Origin of the sequence: Burkholderia sp. AU31624 (assembly GCF_020420065.1) — a bacterium.
Lineage (GTDB): Bacteria > Pseudomonadota > Gammaproteobacteria > Burkholderiales > Burkholderiaceae > Burkholderia.
This window is the reverse complement of record NZ_JAIZRT010000003.1, coordinates 693,594-716,856: the sequence shown is the minus strand read 5'-3', so window position 1 is coordinate 716,856 and position 23,263 is coordinate 693,594. Positions and strand designations below refer to the sequence as shown.

The following is a 23,263-nucleotide window of genomic DNA, read 5'->3' as shown; positions in this document are numbered from 1 at the left end:
TCTCATTGCGTGAGGTCGATTTCGTAAGTGGCGAGGTTCTTGCCCGAGCCGTCGTCGGCCGCGACCTGCGTGATGCCGGTCAGGCCGGCCGCCGCCGCGTCGCCGAGGCGGTTCGGCGCGGACGCGAACTGCACGTGCGCGACCGAGCTCGCGAGCTTCGTGAAGCGCCAGCTGCGCTGCGCGCCGTCGGCTGCGCGCGTGATGGCGCCGCGCTTCTTGACGAACGCGATCAGCACGTCGCGGTTCGCGTCGGGCGACGCGAAGATCGTCTTGCTGCCGTCGAGGCCCGGGAAGTTGCCGCCGCCGCTCGCGCGGTAGTTGTTGGTCGCGACGATGAACTGCGCGTTCGGGTCGATCGCCGCACCCTTGTACGTCAGGTTCTTGATCCGGCTGCCGACCGGCTGCGTGACGTCGATTTCATACGCGAGATCGGCCGACGTGAACATGTCGAAGTTGTAGCCGGGGAACGTGCTGACGAGCGGCTGCACGGTCGCCTTGGTCGGGTCGATCCGGTTGAAGCGCTTCGCGGCCGTTTCGAGCCAGTTCTTCACGTCGGCGCCGCTCACCTTCACCGCGTACACGGTGTTCGGGTACAGATAGAGGTCGGCCGCGTTGTTGATCGCGAGCGCGCCCGGCGCGACGTCGGTGTAGTCGGTGCCGCCGCCGAAGCCGCTCTTGAACGGCGCGCTGACCGACAGCACCGGCAGCGACGCGTATTGCGGCAGGTTCGCCTGCACGTAGGTCTTCACGTAGTCGGCCTGCGCCTCGTTGACGATCTGGATCGCGCCCGGATCGCCGACATCGGCGAAGTACGAGTTCATCCGGTAGTCGGTCGAGCCGATCGGCGTCTTCACGTAGTCGATCGTCGCCTGGTGCTCGGCGGCGATCGCGGCGGACACGGACGGATCGGCCGCGACGTAGCTCTTGTCGGCGTTCTGGATCGGCCGCGCCTCGACGGTCGTCTGCGACTTGTCGACGCTCCACGTCTTGCCGTCGAACTTCAGGCCGAGCTTGATCACGCCGAGGTGCTTGCCCCAGTAGTTGGCCATCACGGTCGGCACGCCGTTGACGGTGCCCTTGACCTTGTCGACGCCCGGCAGGTTGAACTGCGACACGGTGCTGTTCGCGTCCGGGAACACCTGGTGCGAGTGGCCGATCAGCATCGCGTCGATGCCGGTCACCTTCGACAGCCACCAGCTGCCGTTCTCCATCGTCGGCGAATACGCGGAATTGTCGAGGCCGCCGTGCGAGATCGCGACGACGAGATCGGCGCCCTTCGCGCGCATCTCCGGAATGTACTTCTCGGCGGCTTCCTTCAGGCCGGTCGTGTAGACCTTGCCGTCGAGCCAGCGCTTGTCCCAGTTCATGATCGCGGGCGGCGTGAAGCCGATGATGCCGATCTTCACGGGCGCGCTGACCGTCTTGCCGTCCGGCGTCGTCGCGGTCACGGTGCGGGTCAGGATCGTGTACGGCGTGAACAGCGGCGCGTTGGTCTTCGCGCTGATCACGTTCGCGAGCACCTGCGGGAAGTTCGGGCCCGCGCACTTCTTCTGCTGAGCCGGCGCCGGCAGGCCGTCGACCTCGAACGTGTTGCCGGTCACCTGCGACAGGTACGGCAGCCCGTAGTTGAATTCGTGGTTGCCGATCCCGCCGCCGTCGAATTTCGCGGCGTTCATCACCTTGTAGATCGCGAGCGTCTGGTCGCAGCCGACCGGTTTCACGAGCGCCTGGTAGTCCGACAGCGCGGTGCCCTGGATCGTGTCGCCGTTGTCGAGCAGCAGCGTGTTCGGATACTGCGCGCGCGCTTGCGCGATCAGCGTCGACACGCGCTCGAAGCCGAGCGAATTGTCGGCGGCGAGCTTGAAATAGTCATACGACAGCACGTTGGTGTGCAGGTCGGTCGTCTCGAGCAACGCGAGCGTGGCCGTCGTGCCGACGGGCGCCTGGGCCGCCGGCGGCGTCGCGGGCGGCGAGGTGACGTCGTCGCCGCCGCAGGCGGCGAGGATGAAGGCGAGGCTGGCGAGCGCGGCGATGGCCGGCACGCGACGGCGGGAAAGCAGGGGGAGACGCATCGGTTGTCCTGTTCGGTGTTCTGTTTTATGAAAGGCGAGAGTCGCAACGATTGGCGGCGCGGGGCGCCGACGGCCTGATGTGCGGCGCGTGAGAGTATCGAAAGGAATCGTGACGGAACAATGAAAGGTTGCGACGTCGGCAGCGGGCCGTGGCCGGCGACGGCTTCGGGCCGGTTCCGGCCGGCCCCCCGGCTCGGCGCCCCGGCGCCCCCGCTGCGCGCGCCGAGCTCGCCGCCCGCAGCTACGCTGCCCCCACGCTTGCCGCCCGGGCTGCGCGCCCCGACGGAAATCCTCACGTCGCGTCGTCGGGCGGTTCGCTACAATGGCCGCTGTCACCTTTTTGCAAACAATCCGCCCTTGGACTTCGAGACTCCTCCCGGCCTGTCGGTCGACGCCGGCGGCCAGGGCCAGACGGTGCGCCTGACCGGCCAGTGGACCGCGCTCGCGCTGGCACGCAATCGCGGCGCGGTGGCGCGCCGTATCGCGAGCATCGCGTCCGGGCGCGTGAGCGAATGGGATCTGTCCGGCATCGAGCGGCTCGACCATGTCGGCGGCCAGGCGCTGTGGCGCGTGTGGGGCCGCAAGCTGCCGGCCGGCGTCGCGCTGAGCGCCACGCAGCGCACGATCTTCGAGCGCATCGAGCGGCTCGACAGCGCGCGCGAGGCGCCCGAGCGCGTGGTGCGCTTCGGCCCGATCACGCGCTTCGGCTTCATGCTGTTCGCGTTCGGCGAACACCTGAAGGGCGGTATCGCGATGTTCGGCCTCGTGATCCTCGATGCATTGTCGGTGCTGCGTCGCCCGAAGACGATGCCGTGGAAGGAGACCTCGGCGAACATCTACAGCGCCGGCGCGCAGGCGCTGCCGATCACCGCGCTCGTCGCGTTCCTGATCGGCATCGTGCTCAGCTACCTGTCCGCGCAGCAGCTGCAGATGTTCGGCGCGAACCGCTACATCGTGAACATCCTCGGGCTGTCGGTGATCCGCGAGCTCGGCCCGGTGCTGTCGGCGATTCTCGTCGCCGGCCGCTCGGGCTCGGCAATCACCGCGCAGATCGGCGTGATGCGCGTGACCGAGGAGCTCGACGCGATGCGCGTGATGGGCATCCCGCACGGGCTGCGGCTGATCCTGCCGCGCGTGCTCGCGCTCGGCGTCGCGATGCCGCTGCTCGTGATGTGGACCAACATCATCGCGCTGACGGGCGGCGCGCTCGCCGCGAAGCTCGTGCTCGGCATCGACGTCAACTATTTCGTGCGCTCGCTGCCGGGCGTCGTGCCGATCGCGAACCTGTACATCGGGGTCGGCAAGGGCGTCGTGTTCGGCATGCTGATCGCGCTGGTCGCCTGCCATTTCGGCTTCCGGATCAAGGCGAATTCGCAGAGCCTCGGCGAAGGCACGACCACGTCGGTCGTGACGTCGATCACGGTCGTGATCCTCGCCGACGCGGTGTTCGCGATCCTGTTCCAGAACGTGGGGCTCGGATGAACGCATCGAACGAAACGACCGCACACGCCGCGGCCATCGGCGCCGGGTCGGTCGGCAACGGGCCGGCCGCGGCGGCCGACGGCGGCGACCTCGTGATCGAGGTGCGCAATCTGACCAAGCGCTACGGGCGCAACATCATCCACCAGAAGCTCGACTTCGACGTGCGGCGCGGTGAGATCGTGTCGATCGTCGGCGGCTCGGGCTCCGGCAAGACCACGCTCGTGCGGCAGATCCTCGGTCTCGAGCGGCCGACGTCGGGCACGATCAAGGTATTCGGCGAAGATACCGCGACGATCGACGACGCGAGCGCGCGGATGATGCGCACGCGCTCCGGGATGCTGTTCCAGCAGGGCGCACTGTTCTCGTCGATGACGGTGTTCGACAACGTCGCGCAGCCGCTGCGCGAGCTCGGCCGCGTGCCGCCGGACCTGCTGCACGACATCGTGATGCTGAAGCTCGAGATGGTCGGGCTGCCGTGCAAGCACGCGTCGAAGATGCCGGCCGCGCTGTCGGGCGGGATGGTCAAGCGGGTGGGCATCGCGCGCGCGATCGCGCTCGAGCCTGAACTGCTGTTCCTCGACGAGCCGACGGCCGGCCTCGATCCGCAGGCGTCGGACGAATTCGTCGAGCTGATCGCGACGCTGCACCGCACGCTCGGGCTGACCGTCGTGATGGTGACGCACGATCTCGACACGATGGTCGCGCTGTCGACACGCGTCGCGGTGCTGGCCGACCGCAAGGTGCTGGTCGCCGCGCCGGTCGAGGAGGCCGCGAACGTCGACCATCCGTTCATCCACGAATATTTCCTGGGGCTGCGCGGGCGCCGCGCATTGCAGGCGCTGCCGCCCGAGCGGCGCGCGAAGCTGCCGAAGGCGGCCCTCGAACCGGCGCTGTCGAGCGTCGAGCTGTAGGCACGAAGGAATCCGCGAATGGAAAACAAATCACATGCGTTCTGGGCCGGCCTGTTCACGATCGCGCTGACGCTCGCGATCGCGGGCACCGTGTTCTGGTTCAACGTCGATCGCACCGTGCGTGTGCCGTACGACCTGCTCGCGCGCACCAACGTGACGGGGCTGTTCCCGGACGCGGCCGTGCGTTTTCGCGGCCTCGACGTCGGCAAGGTGCAGTCGATCGGCTTCGACCGCACGCATCCGGGCCAGATCCGGATCCGGATCCTCGTCGATCACGACGCGCCGATCACGCAGTCGACCTACGGCAGCCTCGGCTTCCAGGGCGTGACGGGCATCGCGTTCGTGCAGCTCGAGGACACGGGCCGCGACCTGGCGCCGCTGCCGTCGTCGCCGAAGGCGATCGCGCAGATCCCGATGCGGCCGAGCCTGTTCGACCAGATCCAGGAGCGCGGCGACGTGCTGCTGCGGCAGCTCGAACTGGCCGCGAAGAGCGCGAATGCGCTGATGTCGCCCGAGATGCGCGAGCAGTTGCGCGCGACCGCCGAAAGCCTGCAGCACGCGGCCGATGGCGCCGCCACGCTGACGAAGCAGCTCGGCCCGGCGGTGACCGCGCTGCCGGAAACGATGCACGAGGTGAACCGCGCGATGGCGTCGGCGAACACGCTGCTGCAGCCGAACGGGCCGCTCGTGTCGAACCTGAACAAGGCCGGCACGGCCGCCGAGCAGATCAGCGTCGCGCTCAACGGTCTCAACACGCGCGTGCAGTACGACACCCTGCCGCGTTTCAACGCGCTCGCCGGCAGCGTCGGCGACGCATCGCGGCAATTGAAGGACGTGGCCGGTGAACTTGGCCGCAATCCGCGCAGTCTGTTGTTCGGTTCGCCCGGCGCGGCGCCGGGGCCCGGCGAGCCGGGCTTCGTCTGGCCGGGTGCGACGGCCGGGCAGTGACACCCATCGAAACCGGAAACATCATGCAGGAACACGCCATGCCACGAATCCTTGACCGCGCGCTGCGTCCCGCCGCGGCCGCGCTTGCCGTGCTGACGCTGTCGCTCGCGGCCGGCTGCGCCGGCAACGGCGCGGTGCTGTCGAATGTCCGCTATGACCTCGGGCCGGCCACGTCGGTCGTGACCGCGGGCCCGGGCCCCGCGCTGAAGGTGCTCGACGTCGCCGCGCCCGACGCGCTCGACTCCGACAAGTTCGCGTACCGCCTCGCGTACGTGGACGCGCAGCACGTGGCCGTCTATCGCGACAGCCGCTGGACCGCGCCGCCCGCGCAACTGCTCACGCAGCGGCTGCGCGGCGCGCTGTCGTCGCGCGGCACGGTGCTCGAAGGCTCCGACGGCGTGCGCGCGCCGACGCTCAAGGTCGACCTGAACGAATTCGAACAGGTGTTCGACGGCCAGTCGCAGAGCCACGGCGCCGTCACCGCGCGCGCGACGCTGATGCTGGACGGCAAGGTGCTCGGCCAGCGCACGTTCGTGGCACGCGCGCCGTCCAGCACGCCGGACGCGGCGGGCGGCGCCCGCGCGCTCGCGACGGCGAGCGACCAGCTCGTGTCGCAGATTGCCGCGTGGGTCGGCATGCAGGCGTACGCGGGCACGCCGTGACGCGTGCCGTGCAGCCGCGATGAGCGCGACCGGCACCCTTCGCGCATCGCCGCTCGCGCGGCAGGCCTTTGCCGCTTATGCGGCCCTCGTCGTCTACGCGTCGCTGTATCCGTTCGCAGGCTGGGTGTCGCTCGGCATCGGGCCGTTCGACTACCTGTTCGCGCCGATGCAGCGCTACGTGACCGCATTCGACGTGGTCACGAACGTGCTCGGCTATATGCCATTCGGCGCGCTTGCCGTGCTCGCGCTGCACCCGCGCTGGCGCGGCGTGGCCGCGACGCTGATCGCGGCCGGGCTCGGCGTGCTGCTGTCGGGCACGATGGAAGCGCTGCAAACCTACCTGCCGACGCGCGTCGCGTCGAATCTCGATCTCGCGGCCAACGCGCTCGGCGCGCTGCTGGGCGCGGCGCTCGTCGCGCCGGCCACCGGTGCGCTGCTCGATCGCGGCGCGCTGCGCCGGCTGCGCTTCGCGTGGTTCGAGGACGACGGCGCGACGCCGCTGCTGCTCGCCGGGCTGTGGCCGTTCGCGATCCTGTTTCCGTCGCCATTCCTGTTCGGCATCGGCGACTGGCCGGCCGCGCTGTGGGAGCGCGCCGACGTGTCGATGCAGGACGCGCTGCTCGCGTGGCTGCCGGCCGCGTGGCGCGTGGGCGAATGGCCGGAGCGCGTCGACGGCTGGCTGTCCGACTCCGGCTGGGAAGCCGCGCTCGGCGGGTTGATGCTGTTCGCCGCGCTGACGATCGCGTCGCTCGCGATGCGGCCGCGCGCGCCGCGCATCCGGCTCTTGGTCGCGCTCGTCGTCGCGACGCTCGTGCTGAAGGCGGCCGCGACCTTCATGCAGTCGGCCACCGGCCTCGTCGTCGTCTGGGCGACGCCCGGCGCGCGGCTCGGGATCGAGCTCGGGTTCGCGGCCGCGCTCATCGCGCTGCACGTGCCGGCGACCTGGCGCGCGACGCTGGCGGCGCTCGCGCTGCTGGCCGGCGTGGCGCTCGTGAACCTGCTGCCGGTCAATCCGTTCTTCGATTTCACGCTGTCGGGCTGGCGGCAGGGCCGCTACGTGCACTTCAACAGCCTCGCGCGCTGGCTCGCGTGGATCTGGCCCTACGCGGCGCTGATCTGGCTCGGCCAACGCGTCGAGCATGCGTGGCTGCCGGCCGTGCTGCGCCGCTGACGCGGGGGCGCAGCACGGCCGCAGTGCTGTCGCGGGCAGCGACACGTGCCGCTCGCTATAATCGTCTCCTCCGTTGCCCCGCGCAGCGGCAACCGCTCCTCTTTCCGCACGGCCTCGCGCCGGGCCGCTCGTCACCATCATGGATTCCTACTACCAGCACCACGTCTTCTTTTGCCTGAACCAGCGCGAACCGGGCGCCGAACGCCCGAGCTGCGCGCAATGCGACGCGCAGACCATGCAGGAATACGCGAAAAAGCGCGTGAAGGAGCTCGGCCTCGCGGGGCCCGGCAAGGTCCGCATCAACAAGGCCGGCTGCCTCGACCGCTGCGAGGAAGGGCCCGTGATGGTCGTGTATCCGGAAGGCACGTGGTACACGTACGTCGACCAGGCCGACATCGACGAGATCGTCGAATCGCACCTGCTCGACGGCAAGGTCGTCGACCGCCTGAAGATCTGAGCGGGCCGGCGCAATGAACGTTCATACGCAGAAGTCGCTGATCGCGGGCCCGGTCGGGCAGATCGAAATCGCCGTCGACCTCCCCGACGCCGTGCGCGAAAGCGGCGCCGCGCCGCGCGGCATCGCGCTCGTCGCGCATCCGCATCCGCTGTTCGGCGGCACGATGGACAACAAGGTCGCGCAAACCCTGGCGCGCACGCTCGTGCAGTTGAACTACGTCGTGTTCCGGTCGAACTTCCGCGGCGTCGGCGCGACCGAAGGCGTACACGACAACGGCACCGGCGAGGCCGACGACCTGCTCGCGGTGCTCGCGCACATGCGCGCGCAGCCCGCGTATGCCGACCTGCCGCTCGTGCTCGCGGGCTTCTCGTTCGGCACCTTCGTGCTGTCGCACGTCGCGAAGCGGCTGCGCGACGCGGGCGAGACGATCGAGCGGATGGTGTTCGTCGGCACGGCCGCGAGCCGCTGGCAGGTGGCCGACGTGCCGGAGAACACGCTCGTGATCCACGGCGAAACCGACGACACGGTGCCGGTCGCTTCCGTGTACGACTGGGCGCGGCCGCAGGAACTGCCGGTCGTCGTGATCCCCGGCGCCGAGCATTTCCTGCATCGCAAGCTGCACGTGCTGAAGCGCATTATCGTCGACGCATGGCGCTAGCCCGTGCGCGGGGGCCGGCATGACGCCGGCAGCCTGCTTCGCCATTTGCACATGACCTCCGGTCCTCGCCCGAGGCGCGCTTTCCCCCACGCGACATCGCGCCGCACCGTGCGGCGCCACCTCACTTCCACCTCGCCTGCGCATGCCTTTCGCACCCCTTCGCGTGCGATGACGGGCAGCTTGCCGTCACCCCGCGCTCGATGCGGATGTGCAACTGTCCGGCGCCGGGTTCGCGAAAACGCCCTGCGCGCCCACGTATAATGGCCGGATTCCGCGTCGCCCGCGGCCCGGCTGGGCCCATGCGGCGCTCGTTTCGCCGCCTGTCCGCCCGCTCGCGACGGCCGCGAACCGAACGCGTCCGCACGAGTCCAACCGGCGCGTTTCGCGCCGCCCGACGATGTCGGGCGAGTGCCCGAAACGCCCGCCGCCTTGCCGTTCAACCCTGCGCGTTTCGCACCGCACTTTCTGCCATCAGCCTGAATCGATCATGCGTCTGTCTCCCCAAGGCCTCAAGTCCCTCGCTTCCTCCATCGCCTTCGGCACCGCCGCGCGCAACGTCGCGCTCGGCGTGATGCTGCCCGTCGCGCTCGCCTCGACGATCGTCGTCGCCGAAGCGAAACCGGCCGCCAAGGCCAAGGCCGCGCATGCGGCGCCGGCCGCCACCGAGCAGTTCACCGGCGCGCCCGCGACCTACATGCCGGGCGCGGTGCCGCCGCCGGGTGTGAATGCGCGCTCGTGGGTGCTCGTCGATGCGACCAGCAACACGGTGCTCGCATCGGGCAATGCCGATGAACGCGTCGAGCCCGCGTCGCTGACGAAGCTGATGACGGCGTACCTCGTGTTCGAGGCGCTCGACAAGAAGAAGATCTCGATGGAGCAGATCGTCACGCCGAGCGAAGCCGTGCGCCGCGTCGGCCGCGACGAGTCGCGCATGTTCATCGAGGCGAACAAGCCGGTGTCGGTGCATGACCTCGTGTACGGGATGATCATCCAGTCGGGCAACGACGCCGCGATCGCGCTGGCTGAACTCGTCGGCGGCAGCGAAGGGCAGTTCGTCACGTTGATGAACGACGAGGCGCAGCGCCTCGGCATGAAGGGCACGCACTTCGCCGACGTGAACGGCATGCCCGACCCGAACCACTACACGACGGCCGGCGACCTCGCGAAGCTGTCCGCGCACCTGATCCGCGATTTTCCGCAGTACTACAGCATCTTCTCGGAGAAGGAATTCAAGTACAACAACATCCGCCAGGGCAACCGCAACCGCCTGCTGTGGCTCGACCCGACGGTCGACGGCCTGAAGACGGGCCATACGCAAGCGGCCGGCTACTGCCTGATCGCGTCGGCGAAGCGCGCGATCCCGGGCGTGGACGGCCAGCGCCGCCTGGTGTCGGTGATGATGGGCGAGCAGAAGGAAAGCGAGCGCACGCAGGACAGCATGAAGATGCTGAACTACGGCTACAGCGCGTTCGATTCGGTGCGCCTGTTCAAGGGCGGCCAGGCGATGTCGACGCCGCGCATCTACAAGGGCAAGGACAACACCGTGCAGGTCGGCGTGAAGGCCGACCAGTGGGCGACCGTGCCGCGCGGCCTCGGTGACAAGATCAAGACGGAAGTCGACGTCAACGCGCCGCTGATCGCGCCGCTCGCGGAAGGCCAGCAGGTCGGCACCGTGAAGATCGTCGCCGACGGCAAGACGCTGTCGGAATTCCCGGTCGTCGCGCTGCAGGCCGTGCCGGAAGCGGGTATCTTCGGGCGTATCTGGGACTCGATCCTGCTGATGTTCAGCAAGAAGAAGTAAGCACGACGGGCCTTTGTTTTCGCGACTTCATCCCCATCTGACATAGCTATGAGCCAAGCCGAATTCGAACCGATCGTCTACCTCAGCGTCTCGTCGCAGGAGGAAATGGTGCCGCTGTCGGAAGCCCGTGTGCCGGTGCTCGACCGCGGGTTCATCTTCGGCGACGGCGTGTATGAAGTTGTCCCCGTTTATGCGCACGACGGCGCGCACGTGCCGTTCCGGATCGAGCAGCATCTGGCACGGCTCGAGCGCAGCCTGAAGAAGATCGGCATCGCGAGCCCGCACGACGACGCGGGCTGGCGGGCGTTGATCGAGCGCGTGGTCGCGGCGAATGCCGAAGGGCTCGGCGATGGCAACGCGCTCGTCTACCTGCAAGTGACGCGCGGCGTCGCGAAGCGCGGCCACGCGTTCCCGGCGAACGCGGTGCCGACGGTGTTCGTGATGACGAGCCCGCTGCGCCTGCCGTCCGCCGAAGAGCGCGCGCGGGGCGTGCGCTGCGTGACGGCCGAGGATCGTCGCTGGCTGCATTGCGACATCAAGTCGATCTCGCTGCTCGGCAACGTGCTGATGGCGCAGCATGCGGCCGAACGCGATGCGTTCGAGACGCTGCAGCTGCGCGACGGCAACCTGACGGAAGGCTCGTCGTCGAACGTGTGGATCGTGAAGAACGGCGAGCTGCTCGCGCCGCCGCGCAGCAACAAGATCCTCGAGGGGATCCGCTACGCGCTGATCGAGGAACTGGCGGACGAATGCGAGATCCCGTTCGTCGCACGCGAGATCAGCGAAGTGGAGTTGCGCGCGGCCGACGAAATCATGATCACGTCGGCCACGAAGGAAGTGCTGCCCGTCACGTCGCTCGACGATCTGCCCGTGCATGGCGGCAAGCCGGGCCCCGTATTCGCGGCGTTGTACGACGCGTACCAGCGCGCGAAAGCGCGCGAGTTTGAACAGTTTGACCTAACCCGGAGCAAATGATGAGCGAACCGACCAAAACCATCGAGGTGACCGGCGCGATCGATACCCGGAAGGAGTCGCTGCTGGAGTTCCCGTGCGATTTCCCGATCAAGATCATGGGCAAGGCGCACCCCGAGTTCAAGGACACGATCTTCAAGGTCGTCGCCGTTCACGACAACGAGATCGATGTCGAGAAGATCGAGGAGCGCGCGTCGAGCGGCGGTAATTACACGGGCCTCACGATCACCGTGCGGGCGACGAGCCAGGAACAGCTCGACAACATCTACCGCGCACTGACCGGCCATCCGATGGTCAAGGTCGTACTCTAAGCGCCTTCCATCCTCCTTCCTGCGCGCACTCGGCGGGGGTCTTCCCCGCCGCGCGCCGCGCGTCCAGCTCGTCGCACAGCCGCTTGTATTCGGCGACTTCCTGAAGCAGCCAGGTCCTGAACGCCTGCACGCGCGGCGTGTTCACGAGCGGCGGCGGACACACGAAAAAATAGTGCCACGGGCTCGGCCCGTCGATGTCGAACAGGCGCACGATGCGCCCGTCGAGCAGGTCGTGCACCGCGAGCGAGCGGCGCACGAGCGCGATGCCCTGGCCGTCGATCGCGGCCAGCAGCAGGTTCGACGAATCCTGGTACAGAATCCCCCGTTTCGGCTCGGTCAGCGTCTTGAGCCCGGCCGCGTCGAACCACGGCCGCCACAGCTCGTCGTCCGAGCGCAGCAGGTTGTAGTGCACGAGATCGGCGGGCGTTTGCGGCAGCTTGCCGCCGTTCAGCGTCGGCGCGCACGCCGGAAAGAACACCTCGTCGAACAGCGGCTCGACATGGAGCCCCGGATAGTTGCCTTGACCGAAGCGGATCGCGATGTCGACGTCGTCGCGCGCGAAATCGGTGAGCGAGTTGGTGGACTGCAGCTCGACGTCGATTTCCGGATGCCGCTCGATGAACGTGCCGATGCGCGGCGTGATGAAGCGCGCGGCGAACGACGACAGCATCGACACCACGAGCCGCCGGTCGCGGTCGCTCGCGCGCACGTCGCGGGTCGCATCGGCGATCACCATCAGCGCGGTGCGGATCTGCTGCGCGTAGCGCATGCCGGCGTCGGTCAGGCACAGCCGCTTGCCGTTGCGCGTGAACAGCTGCACGCCGAGTTCTTCCTCGAGTGCGCGTACCTGGTGGCTCACCGCGCCGTGCGTGACGAACAGCTCGTCGGCGGCGCGCGAGAAATTCTCGTGACGGGCGGCGGCTTCGAACGCACGAATCGCGTTCAGCGCAGGTAGCTGGCGGAGGTCCATTTGCTAATTTTCCTCACATCGACGTGAAAATTGGTCGTTTTGTCTGACGCCTTGGAGTGACTACGATTGTAGCCATCGAAGCACTTTTTGGCGGAGTCGATCATGCAAGAAATTTCTTCAAGCATCACGTTCGAAATCCCCGCGGGCGAAACCGTGCCGATGAAGGTACAACGCAGCACGCGGCTGATCGTCCAGAGCGGGCCGGTGTGGGCAACGCGCAGCAACGACGTCAACGACTACTTCCTGGTCGACGGCGAAACGCTGAAGCTGCGCCGCGGCGAGCGGCTGTGGCTCAGCGCGGAGGGCCGGGAGGGCACGCGCGTGGCGTTCTCGGTGTCGCGGCCGCCCCGGGAAGTCGCGCTCGGCGGGCTGGCACGGCTGCGTGAACGGCTGTCCGCGCTGCTCCATGACGGATGGCGCACCGTCTGACCATCATTTCCTCCGACGGATACCGGCGATCCGTCCCCCTCCCCAGGCCGGCGAGACCCACGGGTTTTCGGTAAACTACCGCCCATGTCCGTTTCGCCGGTTTCCATCGTGTCCACGCCTGTTGCCGTTTCCGCATCGCCCACCGGATCCCCGGATCAGCCGGCCCCGCCGGTCACCGTGCGGTGGCGGGGCGTCGAGACCTACGAGGCGAGCTTCGACGCGATGCGCGCGTTCACCGACACGCGCACCGCCGACACCGGCGACGAGATCTGGCTGGTCGAGCACCCGCCCGTCTACACGCTCGGCCAGGCCGGCGACCCGGCCCACCTGCTGGTGGCCGACAGCGGCGTGCCGCTCGTGAAGGTCGACCGCGGCGGCCAAATCACTTACCACGGCCCCGGCCAGATCGTTGCGTACCTGCTGCTGGACCTGCGTCGGCGCAAGCTGATGGTGCGCACGCTGGTGACGAAGATCGAGGAGGCCGTGATCGAAACCCTCGCGGCGTATAATCTCGCTTCGGTCCGCAAGGCGGGCGCGCCCGGGATCTACGTGGCGTCCGGCGTGCACGAAGGCGCGAAAATCGCGGCCCTCGGCCTGAAGATCCGCAACGGCTGCAGCTATCACGGGCTGAGCCTGAACGTGAAGATGGATCTGCGCCCGTTTCTTGCGATCAACCCGTGCGGCTATGCCGGACTGGAAACTGTCGACATGGCGAGCCTCGAGGTTGCCGCCGACTGGAACGACGTCGCCCACACGCTGGTGCGCCGTCTGATCGCCAACCTCGACGGCGCATCCGCGGCCGCCGACAAGCCGCAGGCACTGGAACAACATTCGAATGACTGACGTTACCGCTTCCCCCGCACCGGCCGATTCGGCCGCGACCCCTGCCTACGATCCGACCGCCAAGCAGAAGGCGCAGGCGAAGACGGCGCGCATCCCGATCAAGGTCATTCCGATCGAGAAGCTGAAGAAGCCCGAGTGGATCCGCGTGAAGGCGGCCACCGGCAGCTCGCGCTTCAACGAGATCAAGACGATCCTGCGCGAGCACAACCTGCATACGGTGTGCGAGGAAGCGAGCTGCCCGAACATCGGCGAATGCTTCGGCAAGGGCACCGCGACGTTCATGATCATGGGCGACAAGTGCACGCGCCGCTGCCCGTTCTGCGACGTCGGCCACGGCCGCCCCGATCCGCTGGATCCGGACGAGCCGAAGAACCTCGCGCGCACGATCGGCGCGCTGAAGCTCAAGTACGTGGTGATCACGAGCGTCGACCGCGACGACCTGCGCGACGGCGGCGCGGGCCACTTCGTCGAGTGCATCCGCGAAGTGCGCGAGCAGTCGCCGGAAACGCGCATCGAAATCCTGACGCCGGACTTCCGCGGCCGTCTCGACCGTGCGATCTCGATCCTGAACGCCGCGCCGCCGGACGTGATGAACCACAACCTCGAAACGGTGCCGCGCCTGTACAAGGAAGCGCGCCCGGGTTCGGACTACGCGCACTCGCTGAAGCTGCTGAAGGACTTCAAGGCGCTGCATCCGGACGTCGCGACGAAGTCGGGCCTGATGGTCGGCCTTGGCGAAACCGAAGAGGAAATCCTGCAGGTGATGCGCGACCTGCGCGCGCACGACGTCGACATGCTGACGATCGGCCAGTACCTGCAGCCGTCCGAGCACCACCTGCCGGTGCGGGCGTACGTGCATCCGGATACCTTCAAGATGTACGAGGAAGAGGCTTACAAGATGGGCTTCACGCACGCGGCCGTCGGCGCGATGGTGCGCTCGAGCTATCACGCCGATCTGCAGGCGCATGGGGCCGGGGTGGTCTGAGCGCCGTTGCTTTGCCGTCTTCCGGCGAAACCCAAAGAAGCCCGCAGCGATGCGGGCTTTTTTGTTGATGCGGACGCGGAGCGTGGCCAAACGGCCGAATTGTGTGCCGGTAGGGTGCCGTCGATGATGTATGCGACGACGAAGTGTTGGACTACGCGACACGTCAGAGTCGCGCTGTTAACGGTGCCCGCGTTGGGTGCAGTAGCGCATTGCCCATCAATGAATGCCCTTTAAGGTATCCAATGAGAGCTGTTATACGGGTTAATGGTTCTCGTTGGGGCTCTTAAGGGGTGCTCGCCTTGAGATCCTGCTGTGTCGACTTATAATGGGTCTCATGGAAACCATTAAGTCGGATAAAGGCTCGGTTGAGAACCGTAAGGTTGAGCGACCTTTGCCTGTCATCGCGCAGCGTACGCTCAAGAAACTGGGTGGCGACATCAATCGTGGCCGGCGTCGGCGAGGGTTGACGCAGCAGGCGTTGGCCGAGCGTGTCGGAGCAGGACTCAGCACGATCAAGCGACTGGAGGCCGGTGATCCGCGCATGCAACTGCATGTGCTTGCGCGCGTGCTTCAGGTGTTCGGTGAACTCGACCGGCTGAGCGATCTGCTCGACAGTGCACAGGACGACGTCGGGCTCGCGCTGATGGACGAGCAACTGCCCCAACGGGTTCGCACGCCCAAGAAGAGCCCCCACGCATTTTGAGCAGCGAATGAACGGTAAAGCGATCAAACCGGATGTCAGCGACGCACTGGACTTGCACATCGGCACGGCCGGGTTGCCGGTCGGGCGCTTACTCTATGTGAGTCAAGGGCGGCGCGAATTGTCCCAGTTCGTCTATGACGAGCGCTGGTTGACGCATCCCGATCGCTTCGAGATATCGCCGGATCTGCCGCTGCACGCTGGCTATCAGACCCGCCGCGCACCGCGCGCGGTGGATTCGGTCTTTCACGTCGCGCTCGCCGATACGGAGCCCGATGCATGGGGGAGACGCGTCATCGATCGGGCGCACGCCAAGCTGCGTCGAACCCAGCCCGACCTCAGGCCACTCAACGAGCTGGATTATTTGTGTGCGGTCGATGACTTCAGCCGGGTTGGTGCGCTGAGGCTGTGTCGTTCGGGCCGGTATTTGCGGACCGAGGAGGGCGGGCGGCGGACCACGCCACCTTTCATCGAACTCGAGCGGATCGCCGATGCCACGCGCGCGCTCGAGGCGGGCACCGACACGGCCGCCGATCTGAGCTATCTGCAGGGCAAGGGTACGTCGCTGGGTGGTATGCGTCCGAAATGCACGGTGCTGGACGAGAACGGCAGGCTCGCCATCGGCAAGTTTCCCAGCATCGGGGACACGATCAACGTCACGCGAGCCGAGGTGCTGGCACTGCGTCTTGCTCGCATGGCCGGTATCGATGCGGCGGGCGCGCGATGCGTGATGGTGGGCGAGACGCCCGTTGCGCTCATCGAACGGTTCGACCGCACCGGCGACGATCTTCGTATTCCGTATCTGTCAGCCGCGTCGATGCTGCAGGCGTCCCGTGACGATGAGCACGCCTATACGGAGATCGTCGATGCGATGCGCCAGCATGGCGCCCGGCCGCTCGATGATGCGCGCGAGCTCTGGCGGCGTCTCGTGTTCAACCTCCTTATCACGAACACTGACGACCATCTGCAGAATCTCGGCTTCCTTTACGACGGCAATCGACGATGGCGGTTGGCACCGGCTTTCGACGTCAATCCGATGCCCGGCAAGTTGCGCGAATCGAAGACGTGGCTCACCGAGGATACGGGTCCGATCGATTCGATTGGCATGCTGCTCGATGCATGCAGTCATTTTTCGTTGACGCGCGAACAGGCGCTTGACGTGCTGGGCGGCGTGTTCGATGCCGTTCAGAGTTGGCGGCGCGTCGGTCAATTGGCGGATATCGGTTTGACGGTACGGGAACTCGACGATCTAGAGGACGCGTTCGAGCACCCGCAGACCGAGCTAGCGCGCAGGTATCTCGGCCGGCCAGTGCGACCCGCGACCCGCGAACGCTGACACACGCGTTCCGCGTCCCCGCACGACAATCGCCACCCGACCGGACGCGTAATCCGGTCGAGCATGGAAAGCAAAGCTGAAACGGCATCGATAGCTTCGCAGGATAAGTTCGCTCCCGCCGCGCGCAAAGCTCCTATAGTCGGCTCTCCCGCAGCAATGCCCGCATTCCGAAGGAGAGCCGCATGTCCCGTTTCAGCTTCATCCGCCGCGCCGTCGTCGCGCTGACCGCCTTTGCCGCGCTCGGCGCGGCGCACGCCGAAACGCGCGAAGTCGTGATCGCGTACCAGGACATGGTGGTGCCGTGGCGCTATGCGCAGGCGAGCGGTGAAGTCGAAAAGGCGACCGGCTACAAGGTCACGTTCCGCAAGCTCGACAGCGGCGCCGACGTGATCCGCGCGCTCGCGTCGGGCTCCGTGCAGCTCGGCGAAGCCGGCTCGAGCCCGATCGCGGCCGGGCTGTCGCAGGGGCTCGACATCTCGCTGTTCTGGGTGCTCGACAACATCAACGACGCCGAGGCGCTCGTCGCGCGCAACGGCTCGGGCGTGACGAACGTCGCATCGCTGAAGGGCAAGAAGATCGGCGTGCCGTTCGTGTCGACGTCGCATTTCCACACGCTCGTCGCGCTGCAGGCCGCGGGCGTCAATCCGAACGACGTGAAGATCGTCAACCTGCGTCCGCCCGAAGTCGCGGCGGCGTGGGCACGCGGCGATATCGACGCGACCTACATCTGGGATCCGGTGCTCGCGAAGGTCAAGCAGTCGGGCACCGTGCTGACGACGTCCGGCCAGGTTGCGAAAGAAAGTGGCAAGGCGACCTTCGACGGCTTCGTCGTGAGCCGCAAGTTCGCGCGCGAGAATCCCGAGTTCGTCACGCGCTTCGTGAAGGTGCTCGCGGCCGCCGATGCCGACTATCGCGCGCATGCGGCGGCGTGGAAGGTCGGTTCGCCGCAGGTCGCGGCGGTCGCGAAGGTATCGGGCGCGAACGCGCAGGACGTGCCGGCCAGCCTCGCGCTCTATGCGTTCCCGACCGCGGCCGAGCAGGCGTCGCCGACGTGGCTCGGCGGCGGTTCGCAATCGGGTGCCGCGAAGTCGCTGGCGGCGACGGCCACCTTCCTCAAATCGCAAGGCACGATCCAGACGGTGCTCGCCGACTATTCGGCCGGCGTCGATCCGCAGTTCGTGCAGAAGGCCGCGCGCTAAGCGGCGATCATCGCGGAGCCCTGAGCATGAGCACGCTGGAAGTCCGTCAGGTATCGGTGGCCTATCCGGGCGAGCGCGGCAGGCCGACGACACAGGCGCTCGCGCGCGTCGACCTGCGCATCGATGCCGGTGAATTCGTCGTCGCGCTCGGCGCGTCCGGGTGCGGGAAGACGACGCTCTTGAATTGCATGGCCGGCTTCGTCGCGCCGACCACCGGTGAGGTGTGCGTCGACGGCGTGCCGGTCACGGGCCCCGGCGCCGATCGCGGCGTCGTGTTCCAGAAGTACGCGCTGCTGCCGTGGCTCGACGTGCTCGACAACGTCGCGCTCGGGCTGCGCTTCGCGCGCGTGTCGAAAGCCGAACGCGAAGCGCGGGCGCGGGAGATGCTCGCGCTCGTCGGGCTCGACGCTCATGCACATGCGCGCGTGTACGAGCTGTCGGGCGGGATGCAGCAGCGTGTCGGCATCGCGCGTGCGCTCGCGAGCGACCCGCGCGTGCTGCTGATGGACGAGCCGATGGGCGCGCTCGACGCGATGACGCGCGGCACGATGCAGGCGCTCGTGCTCGACGTATGGGCGCGCACCGGCAAGACGGTGTTCTTCATCACGCACGATGTCGAGGAGGCGCTGTTCCTCGCGACGCGCCTCGTCGTGATGACGCCCGGCCCCGGCCGGATCGCGGAAACCTTCGAATTGCCGTTCGCGCGCCGTTACGTCGAATCGCGCGATGCGCGCGCGGTGAAGTCGTCACCGGATTTCATCGCGTGGCGCGAGCGGCTGATCGCGTACCTGCATCGCGACGAAGCGGCCGAGGCGGCCGCGTGATGCACGAACTCGCGCGACAGGGCGCGTCGGTCGGACGCGGTCGGATCAGCACTTTGCACAGGCAGGACAGCATGAGCACGCAGGATTCGTGGACGGCCGACGGAACGGCCGCAGGTGTCGAGCAGGGCGATCGCACGCAGGCTCGAGCGACGGAGCGCCGTGCGCCGTCGTCGCGCCGCTACCGGTTGCCGGGGGAGGGGAAGACAGCGGCCTTGAGCACGGCGACGGTCGCGGTGCTGGCCGTGCTGTGGTGGGTCGCCACGCATCGCCAGTGGCTGCCGCCGCTGTTCCTGCCCGCGCCGGAAGCCGTGTGGACGGCGTTCGTCGATGCCTGGCATGGTCGCATTCAGGGTGGGCTGCCGTTGTCCGAGCACCTGCTGTGGAGTGCGGCGCGCGTGTTCGGCGCGTTCCTGCTCGCGACCGCGATCGGCGTGCCAGCCGGCATCCTGATGGGCGTGAGCCGCGTCGCGCGCGGCGTGCTCGATCCGCTGCTGGAGTTCTACCGGCCGCTGCCGCCGCTCGCGTACCTGCCGCTCGTCGTGATCTGGTTCGGCATCGACGAAACGGCGAAGCTCGTCGTGATCTTCCTCGCGTGCTTCGCGCCGATCGCGATGGCCGCGCGCGCCGGCGTGCGTGCTGCGACGGTCGAGCAGATCAACGCCGCGTATTCGCTCGGCGGCAGCTTCGCGCAGATCGTGCGGCATGTGGTGCTGCCGGCCGCGCTGCCGGAAATCCTCACCGGGCTGCGGATCGCGATCGGCTTCGGCTGGACGACGCTCGTCGCGGCCGAGATGGTGGCCGCGACGGCCGGGCTCGGGCAGATGGTGCTCAACGCGTCGAGCTTCCTGCGCACCGACATCGTCGTGATGGGGATCCTGATCATCGGCGCGATCGCGTGGCTGTTCGATCTCGCGATGCGGTGGGTCGAGCGGCGGATCGTGCCGTGGAAGGGGCGTGGTTGACGCAGTGCGCAGTGCTCAGATGTGCTGGTGCACGACCGCCAGCGGCTGGCCATACGCGGCGGTGAATTCGGCGATGAACGCATCGCTCAGCAGCCAGTTCTGGAAATTGAAGCCGAGATTGCCGAAGGCCCACGGCGGGTCGTAGCGCCACTGCGTCACGGCCTGCCGATGTCCGCACGCGCCGCATACGAGCGGAGCCGCATCGTCACCCTTGAACCAGTCGGAAAATGCATCACCCCATGCGTCGCCGAGTGCGGTCTGCTCCGCGTTGCACGCCCGGCAGAAAATTTCGAGGCCGTTCCCCCCGGCATCGAAGATGCGGCGCTCCACGGCGACCTCCAGCCAGTTCGGGATTGACGGCGGCAAATTCGCGCGCGCGTCGCAGGCGTTCGCATGATGCGGGCCGGGTGGGTAACCGGTTCGGTCGATGGCCGTCAGATGGCTTTCCTTGAGCCCCCAGGTCTTGCCCCATTCGCGATACAGGTCACCGACGCGCGTCGCCGTGCCGACGATGCCTGCCGCCTGCAGCCAAGCGATCATTCTCTGCGCTTGCGCGGGCGCCGCATCGAGTGAGACCGCTGGGTCGATCAGCCACGTGAAGTTGTCGCTCATCGCCCTCAATCCCCCATCGCCGCGCCTTCCCGCCGCGGATCCGCGCCGCCGAACCACACTGTCTGCCCCTGCACGTTCAGCCGCTGGATCCCCTGCAGCCCCGAGTTCATCTCGACGACCTGCACGTCGTGCCCGCGGCCCTTCAGCCCGTCGGCGAGCGCTTCCGACACGCGGCCGCGTTCAAGCTGCGTCGGCCCGTTCATCGACCCGAAGTTCGGCAGCGCGATCGCCTGCTGCATCGTCATCCCCCAGTCGAGCACGCCCACCAGCGTCTTCGCGACGTGGTTGATGATCGCGGGGCCGCCGGCCGAGCCGACGATCATCGTCACCTGCTTCGTCTTCTTGTCGAACACCAGCTCCGGCGACATCGCCGAGCGCGGCCGCTTGCCGGCCTGCACGCGGTTCGCGACCGGCCGGCCGTTGTCGTTCGACACGAACGAAAAATCGGTGAGCTGGTTGTTCAGCATGAAGCCGCGCACCATCAGCCGCGAACCGAACGCGTCCTCGATGCTCGTTGTCATCGACAGCGCCTGGCCGTAGCGGTCGACGATCGCGATGTCGGACGTCGACGGCAGCTCGGGGCTGCGGTCGTCGGCCATCGCGAGCGTCGCGCCCTGCGGCGTGCCGGCTTGGGCCACGCCCATGCTGCTGTCGCCGATCAGGTGCGCGCGCTGCGCGAGATAGGTCTTGTCGGTGAGGCTCGCCCAGCTGCCACCGGGCAGCGGCACGAAATCGGGATCGGCGACGTAGCGCGCGCGGTCCGCATACGCGAGGCGCCCGGCTTCGCTGAACAGGTGCGCGGCGAACGGCGTCGGCTCGTAGCCGACGTCGTTGCGCACCGGCTTCTGCGCGCCGATCTGCTGCCAGTCGGGCATCGCTTCGAGGATGCCGAGCATCTGCGCGATCGCGAGGCCGCCCGACGACGGCGGCGGCATCCCGCACACGACCGAGCGCCGGTAGTCGGCGCACAGCGGCGCGCGCACCTTCGCCTTGTAGCGCGCGAGATCCTGCAGCGACAGCAGGCCCGGGTTGGTCGGGTGCTTGCGCACCTTCGTGACGATGTCGCGCGCGATCGCGCCGCTGTAGAACGCGTTCGCGCCGCGGTCGGCGACCTGGCGCAGCACGGTCGCGAGCGCGGGGTTCTTCAGCACCGTGCCGGCCGCCTTCGGCGTGCCGTCCGGGTTGTAGAAGTACGCGCGCGCGGCCGGGTCGTTCTTCAGGTATCGGTCGTTGGCGATCAGCGTCGCGAGCCGCGGGCTGATCGTAAAGCCGTGCTCGGCGAGCCGGATCGCCGGCTGGAACAGCCGGCGCCACGACAGCTTGCCGTGCGCGCGATGCGCGGCGTCGAGCATGCGCAGCACGCCCGGCGTGCCGACCGAGCGTCCGCCGACGACACCTTCGTAGAAGCTCATCGGCTGGCCGGTCGGCCCGTAGAACAGGCGGTCGGTCGCGGCGGCCGGCGCGGTTTCGCGGCCGTCGTAGGCCTGCGTTGCCTTGCCGTCGAAGTACAGCAGGAACGCGCCGCCGCCGATCCCCGACGATTGCGGCTCGACGAGCGCGAGCACCATCTGCGTGGCGATCGCCGCGTCGATCGCGGTGCCGCCCGCTTTCAGCATCTCGTAGCCGGCCTGCGTCGCGAGCGGGTTCGCAGCCGCGATCATGAAGTGCTGCGAGGTCCAGCCGGGCTTGTCGGTCCAGCCGGACGACAGCTCGGGCGCGTGGAAGCCGGGCAGCGGCACGGCGGCGCCCGAGGCGGCGGCGACGGGCACCACCGCGCCCGACGGCGGCGTGGACGGGGACGTGCAGCCGGCGTTGAACGCGACGAGCGCGACGGCGGCGAGCAGCGTCCAGGAGCGCGAATGCGGACGAATCCGGTCGAACATTGAACCCTCGGCAGCAGTGAATTCGAAGGAGGCGACAGTGCCGGCGCAACGCGGCTGCCCGCCCCGGCGCGCTATTGTCGCCGCGCGCCCGGCGGCTTGTCACCCGACAGGAAACCCTGACGCATCGCGCCGGGCCCGCCCCGGCCGGTCTTTCCGGCCTGTTCGAGGATGAACTCTATGAACGTCGACGTCGCGCGCGTGTGGTGCCGGTTCGGCATGTAGAGCATGTACATGTGCGTGCCGAAGATGCTGAGCCGGTACGCGTCGAGCGACGTGACGACCGTGCCGCGCCGGATGTCGTCCTGTACCACGTAGTCGGGCACGATGCCGACGCCGATCCCGCCGAGGATCGCCTGCCGCAGGAACAGGAAGTTCTCCGAAACCAGCGTGGGCTCGAGCAGCACCTCGTGGCGCTCGTCGCCCAGATACGCGGCGATCCGGAGCTGCCGCCCCATCACCGTCGCGGTGACGACCGGGGCGGCCGACAACGCGCCGAGGCTCGCCGGCATCCCGTGCTCGGTCGCGAATGAGGCGGACGCGCACGCGACGTAGCGCACCGCGCCCATGTCGCGCGCGACGAGGTTCTGCGGCGGCTCCGGCATCACGCGCACCGCGATGTCGATCTCGTCGCGCATCAGGTCTTCCACGCGGTTCTCGAACACGACGTCGAGCACGATGCCCGGGTGCAGCCGCTTGAACGCGAGCAGCCAGTCGGACATCACCATCTGCCCGTAGCCGCTCGGCACCGACAGCCGCACGCGGCCCTGCAGGTCCTGGCCGAGCGTCGTCACCGATTCCTGCGCGGCGAGCAGTTCGTTGCGGATGCGCCGGCCGTGCTCGTACAGCTTCAGCCCGATCTCGGTCGGCTCGATGCGCCGCGTCGTGCGCCGCACGAGCTGCTGGCCGATCGAGCGCTCGAGCTGGTTCAGCCGGTAGCTGACGTTCGCGCGGCTCATCTTGAGCCGCTGCGCGGCCTTGCTGAGATTGCCGGCGTCGAGGATCTCGACGAGCAGCGTCAGCGCGTTCAGATCCATGCGTCGCGTCTCCTGATCCGTCCCGGTTAATGGTCGGAAGC

Annotated in this window: 23 protein-coding genes; 18 read left to right on the top strand and 5 right to left on the bottom strand. The window is 67.9% G+C overall.

Annotated elements, in window-relative coordinates:
• Nucleotides 1-2: 2 nt before the first annotated feature.
• Nucleotides 3-2,072, bottom strand: coding sequence for a bifunctional 2',3'-cyclic-nucleotide 2'-phosphodiesterase/3'-nucleotidase (locus LGM89_RS13615; RefSeq protein WP_226206748.1), 2,070 nt, complete (start codon nucleotides 2,070-2,072; stop codon nucleotides 3-5).
• A gap of 246 nt (nucleotides 2,073-2,318) precedes the next feature.
• On the opposite strand from LGM89_RS13615, the gene LGM89_RS13610 reads away from it, so the two are divergent.
• From LGM89_RS13610 to LGM89_RS13565, 10 genes are all read left to right on the top strand, one after another.
• Complete coding sequence (locus LGM89_RS13610) at nucleotides 2,319-3,554, top strand: MlaE family ABC transporter permease (RefSeq protein WP_306427110.1); 1,236 nt, start codon at nucleotides 2,319-2,321, stop codon at nucleotides 3,552-3,554.
• Nucleotides 3,551-4,465, top strand: a complete 915-nt coding sequence (locus LGM89_RS13605) for an ABC transporter ATP-binding protein (RefSeq protein ID WP_089495714.1) — start codon at nucleotides 3,551-3,553, stop codon at nucleotides 4,463-4,465. Before LGM89_RS13610 ends, LGM89_RS13605 begins: the two co-directional genes overlap by 4 nt.
• 18 nt (nucleotides 4,466-4,483) lie before the next feature.
• Complete coding sequence (locus LGM89_RS13600) at nucleotides 4,484-5,413, top strand: MlaD family protein (RefSeq protein WP_089426421.1); 930 nt, start codon at nucleotides 4,484-4,486, stop codon at nucleotides 5,411-5,413.
• A 38-nt stretch (nucleotides 5,414-5,451) separates the two neighbouring features.
• On the top strand, nucleotides 5,452-6,075 hold the full coding sequence (locus tag LGM89_RS13595; protein WP_089495713.1) for an ABC-type transport auxiliary lipoprotein family protein: 624 nt from the start codon (nucleotides 5,452-5,454) through the stop codon (nucleotides 6,073-6,075).
• Nucleotides 6,076-6,094: 19 nt separating this feature from the next.
• Complete coding sequence (locus LGM89_RS13590) at nucleotides 6,095-7,246, top strand: VanZ family protein (RefSeq protein ID WP_226273199.1); 1,152 nt, start codon at nucleotides 6,095-6,097, stop codon at nucleotides 7,244-7,246.
• Between the two features lie 139 nt (nucleotides 7,247-7,385).
• Nucleotides 7,386-7,703, top strand: a complete 318-nt coding sequence (locus LGM89_RS13585; RefSeq protein ID WP_226273198.1) for a (2Fe-2S) ferredoxin domain-containing protein — start codon at nucleotides 7,386-7,388, stop codon at nucleotides 7,701-7,703.
• A 13-nt stretch (nucleotides 7,704-7,716) separates the two neighbouring features.
• Entirely contained in the window at nucleotides 7,717-8,361 is a 645-nt protein-coding gene (locus LGM89_RS13580) for an alpha/beta hydrolase (RefSeq protein WP_175236804.1), read from the top strand.
• 487 nt (nucleotides 8,362-8,848) lie between these two features.
• Nucleotides 8,849-10,162, top strand: a complete 1,314-nt coding sequence (locus LGM89_RS13575) for a D-alanyl-D-alanine carboxypeptidase family protein (RefSeq protein WP_089495710.1) — start codon at nucleotides 8,849-8,851, stop codon at nucleotides 10,160-10,162.
• A 48-nt stretch (nucleotides 10,163-10,210) separates the two neighbouring features.
• Entirely contained in the window at nucleotides 10,211-11,137 is a 927-nt protein-coding gene (locus tag LGM89_RS13570) for a D-amino acid aminotransferase (RefSeq protein WP_226273197.1), read from the top strand.
• Nucleotides 11,137-11,445 (top strand): YbeD family protein, encoded by a 309-nt coding sequence (locus LGM89_RS13565; RefSeq protein WP_011353335.1) that lies wholly within the window; start codon nucleotides 11,137-11,139, stop codon nucleotides 11,443-11,445. The genes LGM89_RS13570 and LGM89_RS13565 overlap by 1 nt, the downstream gene beginning before the upstream one ends.
• Here LGM89_RS13565 and LGM89_RS13560 read toward each other — a convergent pair.
• Nucleotides 11,429-12,415, bottom strand: a complete 987-nt coding sequence (locus LGM89_RS13560) for a transcriptional regulator GcvA (RefSeq protein WP_089441104.1) — start codon at nucleotides 12,413-12,415, stop codon at nucleotides 11,429-11,431. The genes LGM89_RS13565 and LGM89_RS13560 overlap by 17 nt on opposite strands.
• A gap of 102 nt (nucleotides 12,416-12,517) precedes the next feature.
• Between LGM89_RS13560 and LGM89_RS13555 the strand changes: the two genes are divergently transcribed.
• The 8 genes from LGM89_RS13555 (at nucleotide 12,518) to LGM89_RS13520 (ending at nucleotide 19,693) form a co-directional block, all read left to right on the top strand.
• Nucleotides 12,518-12,844 (top strand): DUF2917 domain-containing protein, encoded by a 327-nt coding sequence (locus LGM89_RS13555; protein ID WP_089426664.1) that lies wholly within the window; start codon nucleotides 12,518-12,520, stop codon nucleotides 12,842-12,844.
• 84 nt (nucleotides 12,845-12,928) lie between these two features.
• Nucleotides 12,929-13,687, top strand: a complete 759-nt coding sequence (gene lipB / locus LGM89_RS13550) for a lipoyl(octanoyl) transferase LipB (RefSeq protein ID WP_089495708.1) — start codon at nucleotides 12,929-12,931, stop codon at nucleotides 13,685-13,687.
• A complete protein-coding gene (lipA, locus tag LGM89_RS13545; protein ID WP_039346279.1) occupies nucleotides 13,680-14,672 on the top strand; it encodes a lipoyl synthase in 993 nt (330 codons plus the stop codon). The genes lipB and lipA overlap by 8 nt, the downstream gene beginning before the upstream one ends.
• Nucleotides 14,673-15,006: 334 nt before the next feature.
• The gene (locus LGM89_RS13540; RefSeq protein WP_089495897.1) at nucleotides 15,007-15,375 is read left to right on the top strand and encodes a helix-turn-helix domain-containing protein; all 369 of its coding nucleotides are present in this window, start codon (nucleotides 15,007-15,009) and stop codon (nucleotides 15,373-15,375) included.
• Nucleotides 15,376-15,382: 7 nt separating this feature from the next.
• Nucleotides 15,383-16,708: a type II toxin-antitoxin system HipA family toxin gene (locus LGM89_RS13535; RefSeq protein ID WP_226273196.1), complete on the top strand. Its 1,326-nt coding sequence runs from the start codon at nucleotides 15,383-15,385 to the stop codon at nucleotides 16,706-16,708.
• A 182-nt stretch (nucleotides 16,709-16,890) separates the two neighbouring features.
• The gene (tauA, locus tag LGM89_RS13530; protein WP_089495706.1) at nucleotides 16,891-17,907 is read left to right on the top strand and encodes a taurine ABC transporter substrate-binding protein; all 1,017 of its coding nucleotides are present in this window, start codon (nucleotides 16,891-16,893) and stop codon (nucleotides 17,905-17,907) included.
• Between the two features lie 26 nt (nucleotides 17,908-17,933).
• Entirely contained in the window at nucleotides 17,934-18,731 is a 798-nt protein-coding gene (locus tag LGM89_RS13525; RefSeq protein WP_089495705.1) for a taurine ABC transporter ATP-binding protein, read from the top strand.
• The gene (locus LGM89_RS13520; RefSeq protein ID WP_089495704.1) at nucleotides 18,731-19,693 is read left to right on the top strand and encodes an ABC transporter permease subunit; all 963 of its coding nucleotides are present in this window, start codon (nucleotides 18,731-18,733) and stop codon (nucleotides 19,691-19,693) included. The genes LGM89_RS13525 and LGM89_RS13520 overlap by 1 nt, the downstream gene beginning before the upstream one ends.
• Nucleotides 19,694-19,708: 15 nt before the next feature.
• Here the strand turns inward: LGM89_RS13520 and LGM89_RS13515 are convergent, their stop codons facing one another.
• The 3 genes from LGM89_RS13515 to LGM89_RS13505 all read right to left on the bottom strand — a co-directional run bounded on the left by LGM89_RS13515 (nucleotide 19,709) and on the right by LGM89_RS13505 (nucleotide 23,222).
• Nucleotides 19,709-20,305, bottom strand: coding sequence for a hypothetical protein (locus tag LGM89_RS13515; protein WP_089495703.1), 597 nt, complete (start codon nucleotides 20,303-20,305; stop codon nucleotides 19,709-19,711).
• Nucleotides 20,306-20,310: 5 nt separating this feature from the next.
• Complete coding sequence (gene ggt / locus LGM89_RS13510) at nucleotides 20,311-22,188, bottom strand: gamma-glutamyltransferase (RefSeq protein ID WP_226273195.1); 1,878 nt, start codon at nucleotides 22,186-22,188, stop codon at nucleotides 20,311-20,313.
• Nucleotides 22,189-22,259: 71 nt separating this feature from the next.
• The gene (locus LGM89_RS13505; protein WP_226206754.1) at nucleotides 22,260-23,222 is read right to left on the bottom strand and encodes a LysR family transcriptional regulator; all 963 of its coding nucleotides are present in this window, start codon (nucleotides 23,220-23,222) and stop codon (nucleotides 22,260-22,262) included.
• Between the last annotated feature and the right edge of the window lie 41 nt (nucleotides 23,223-23,263).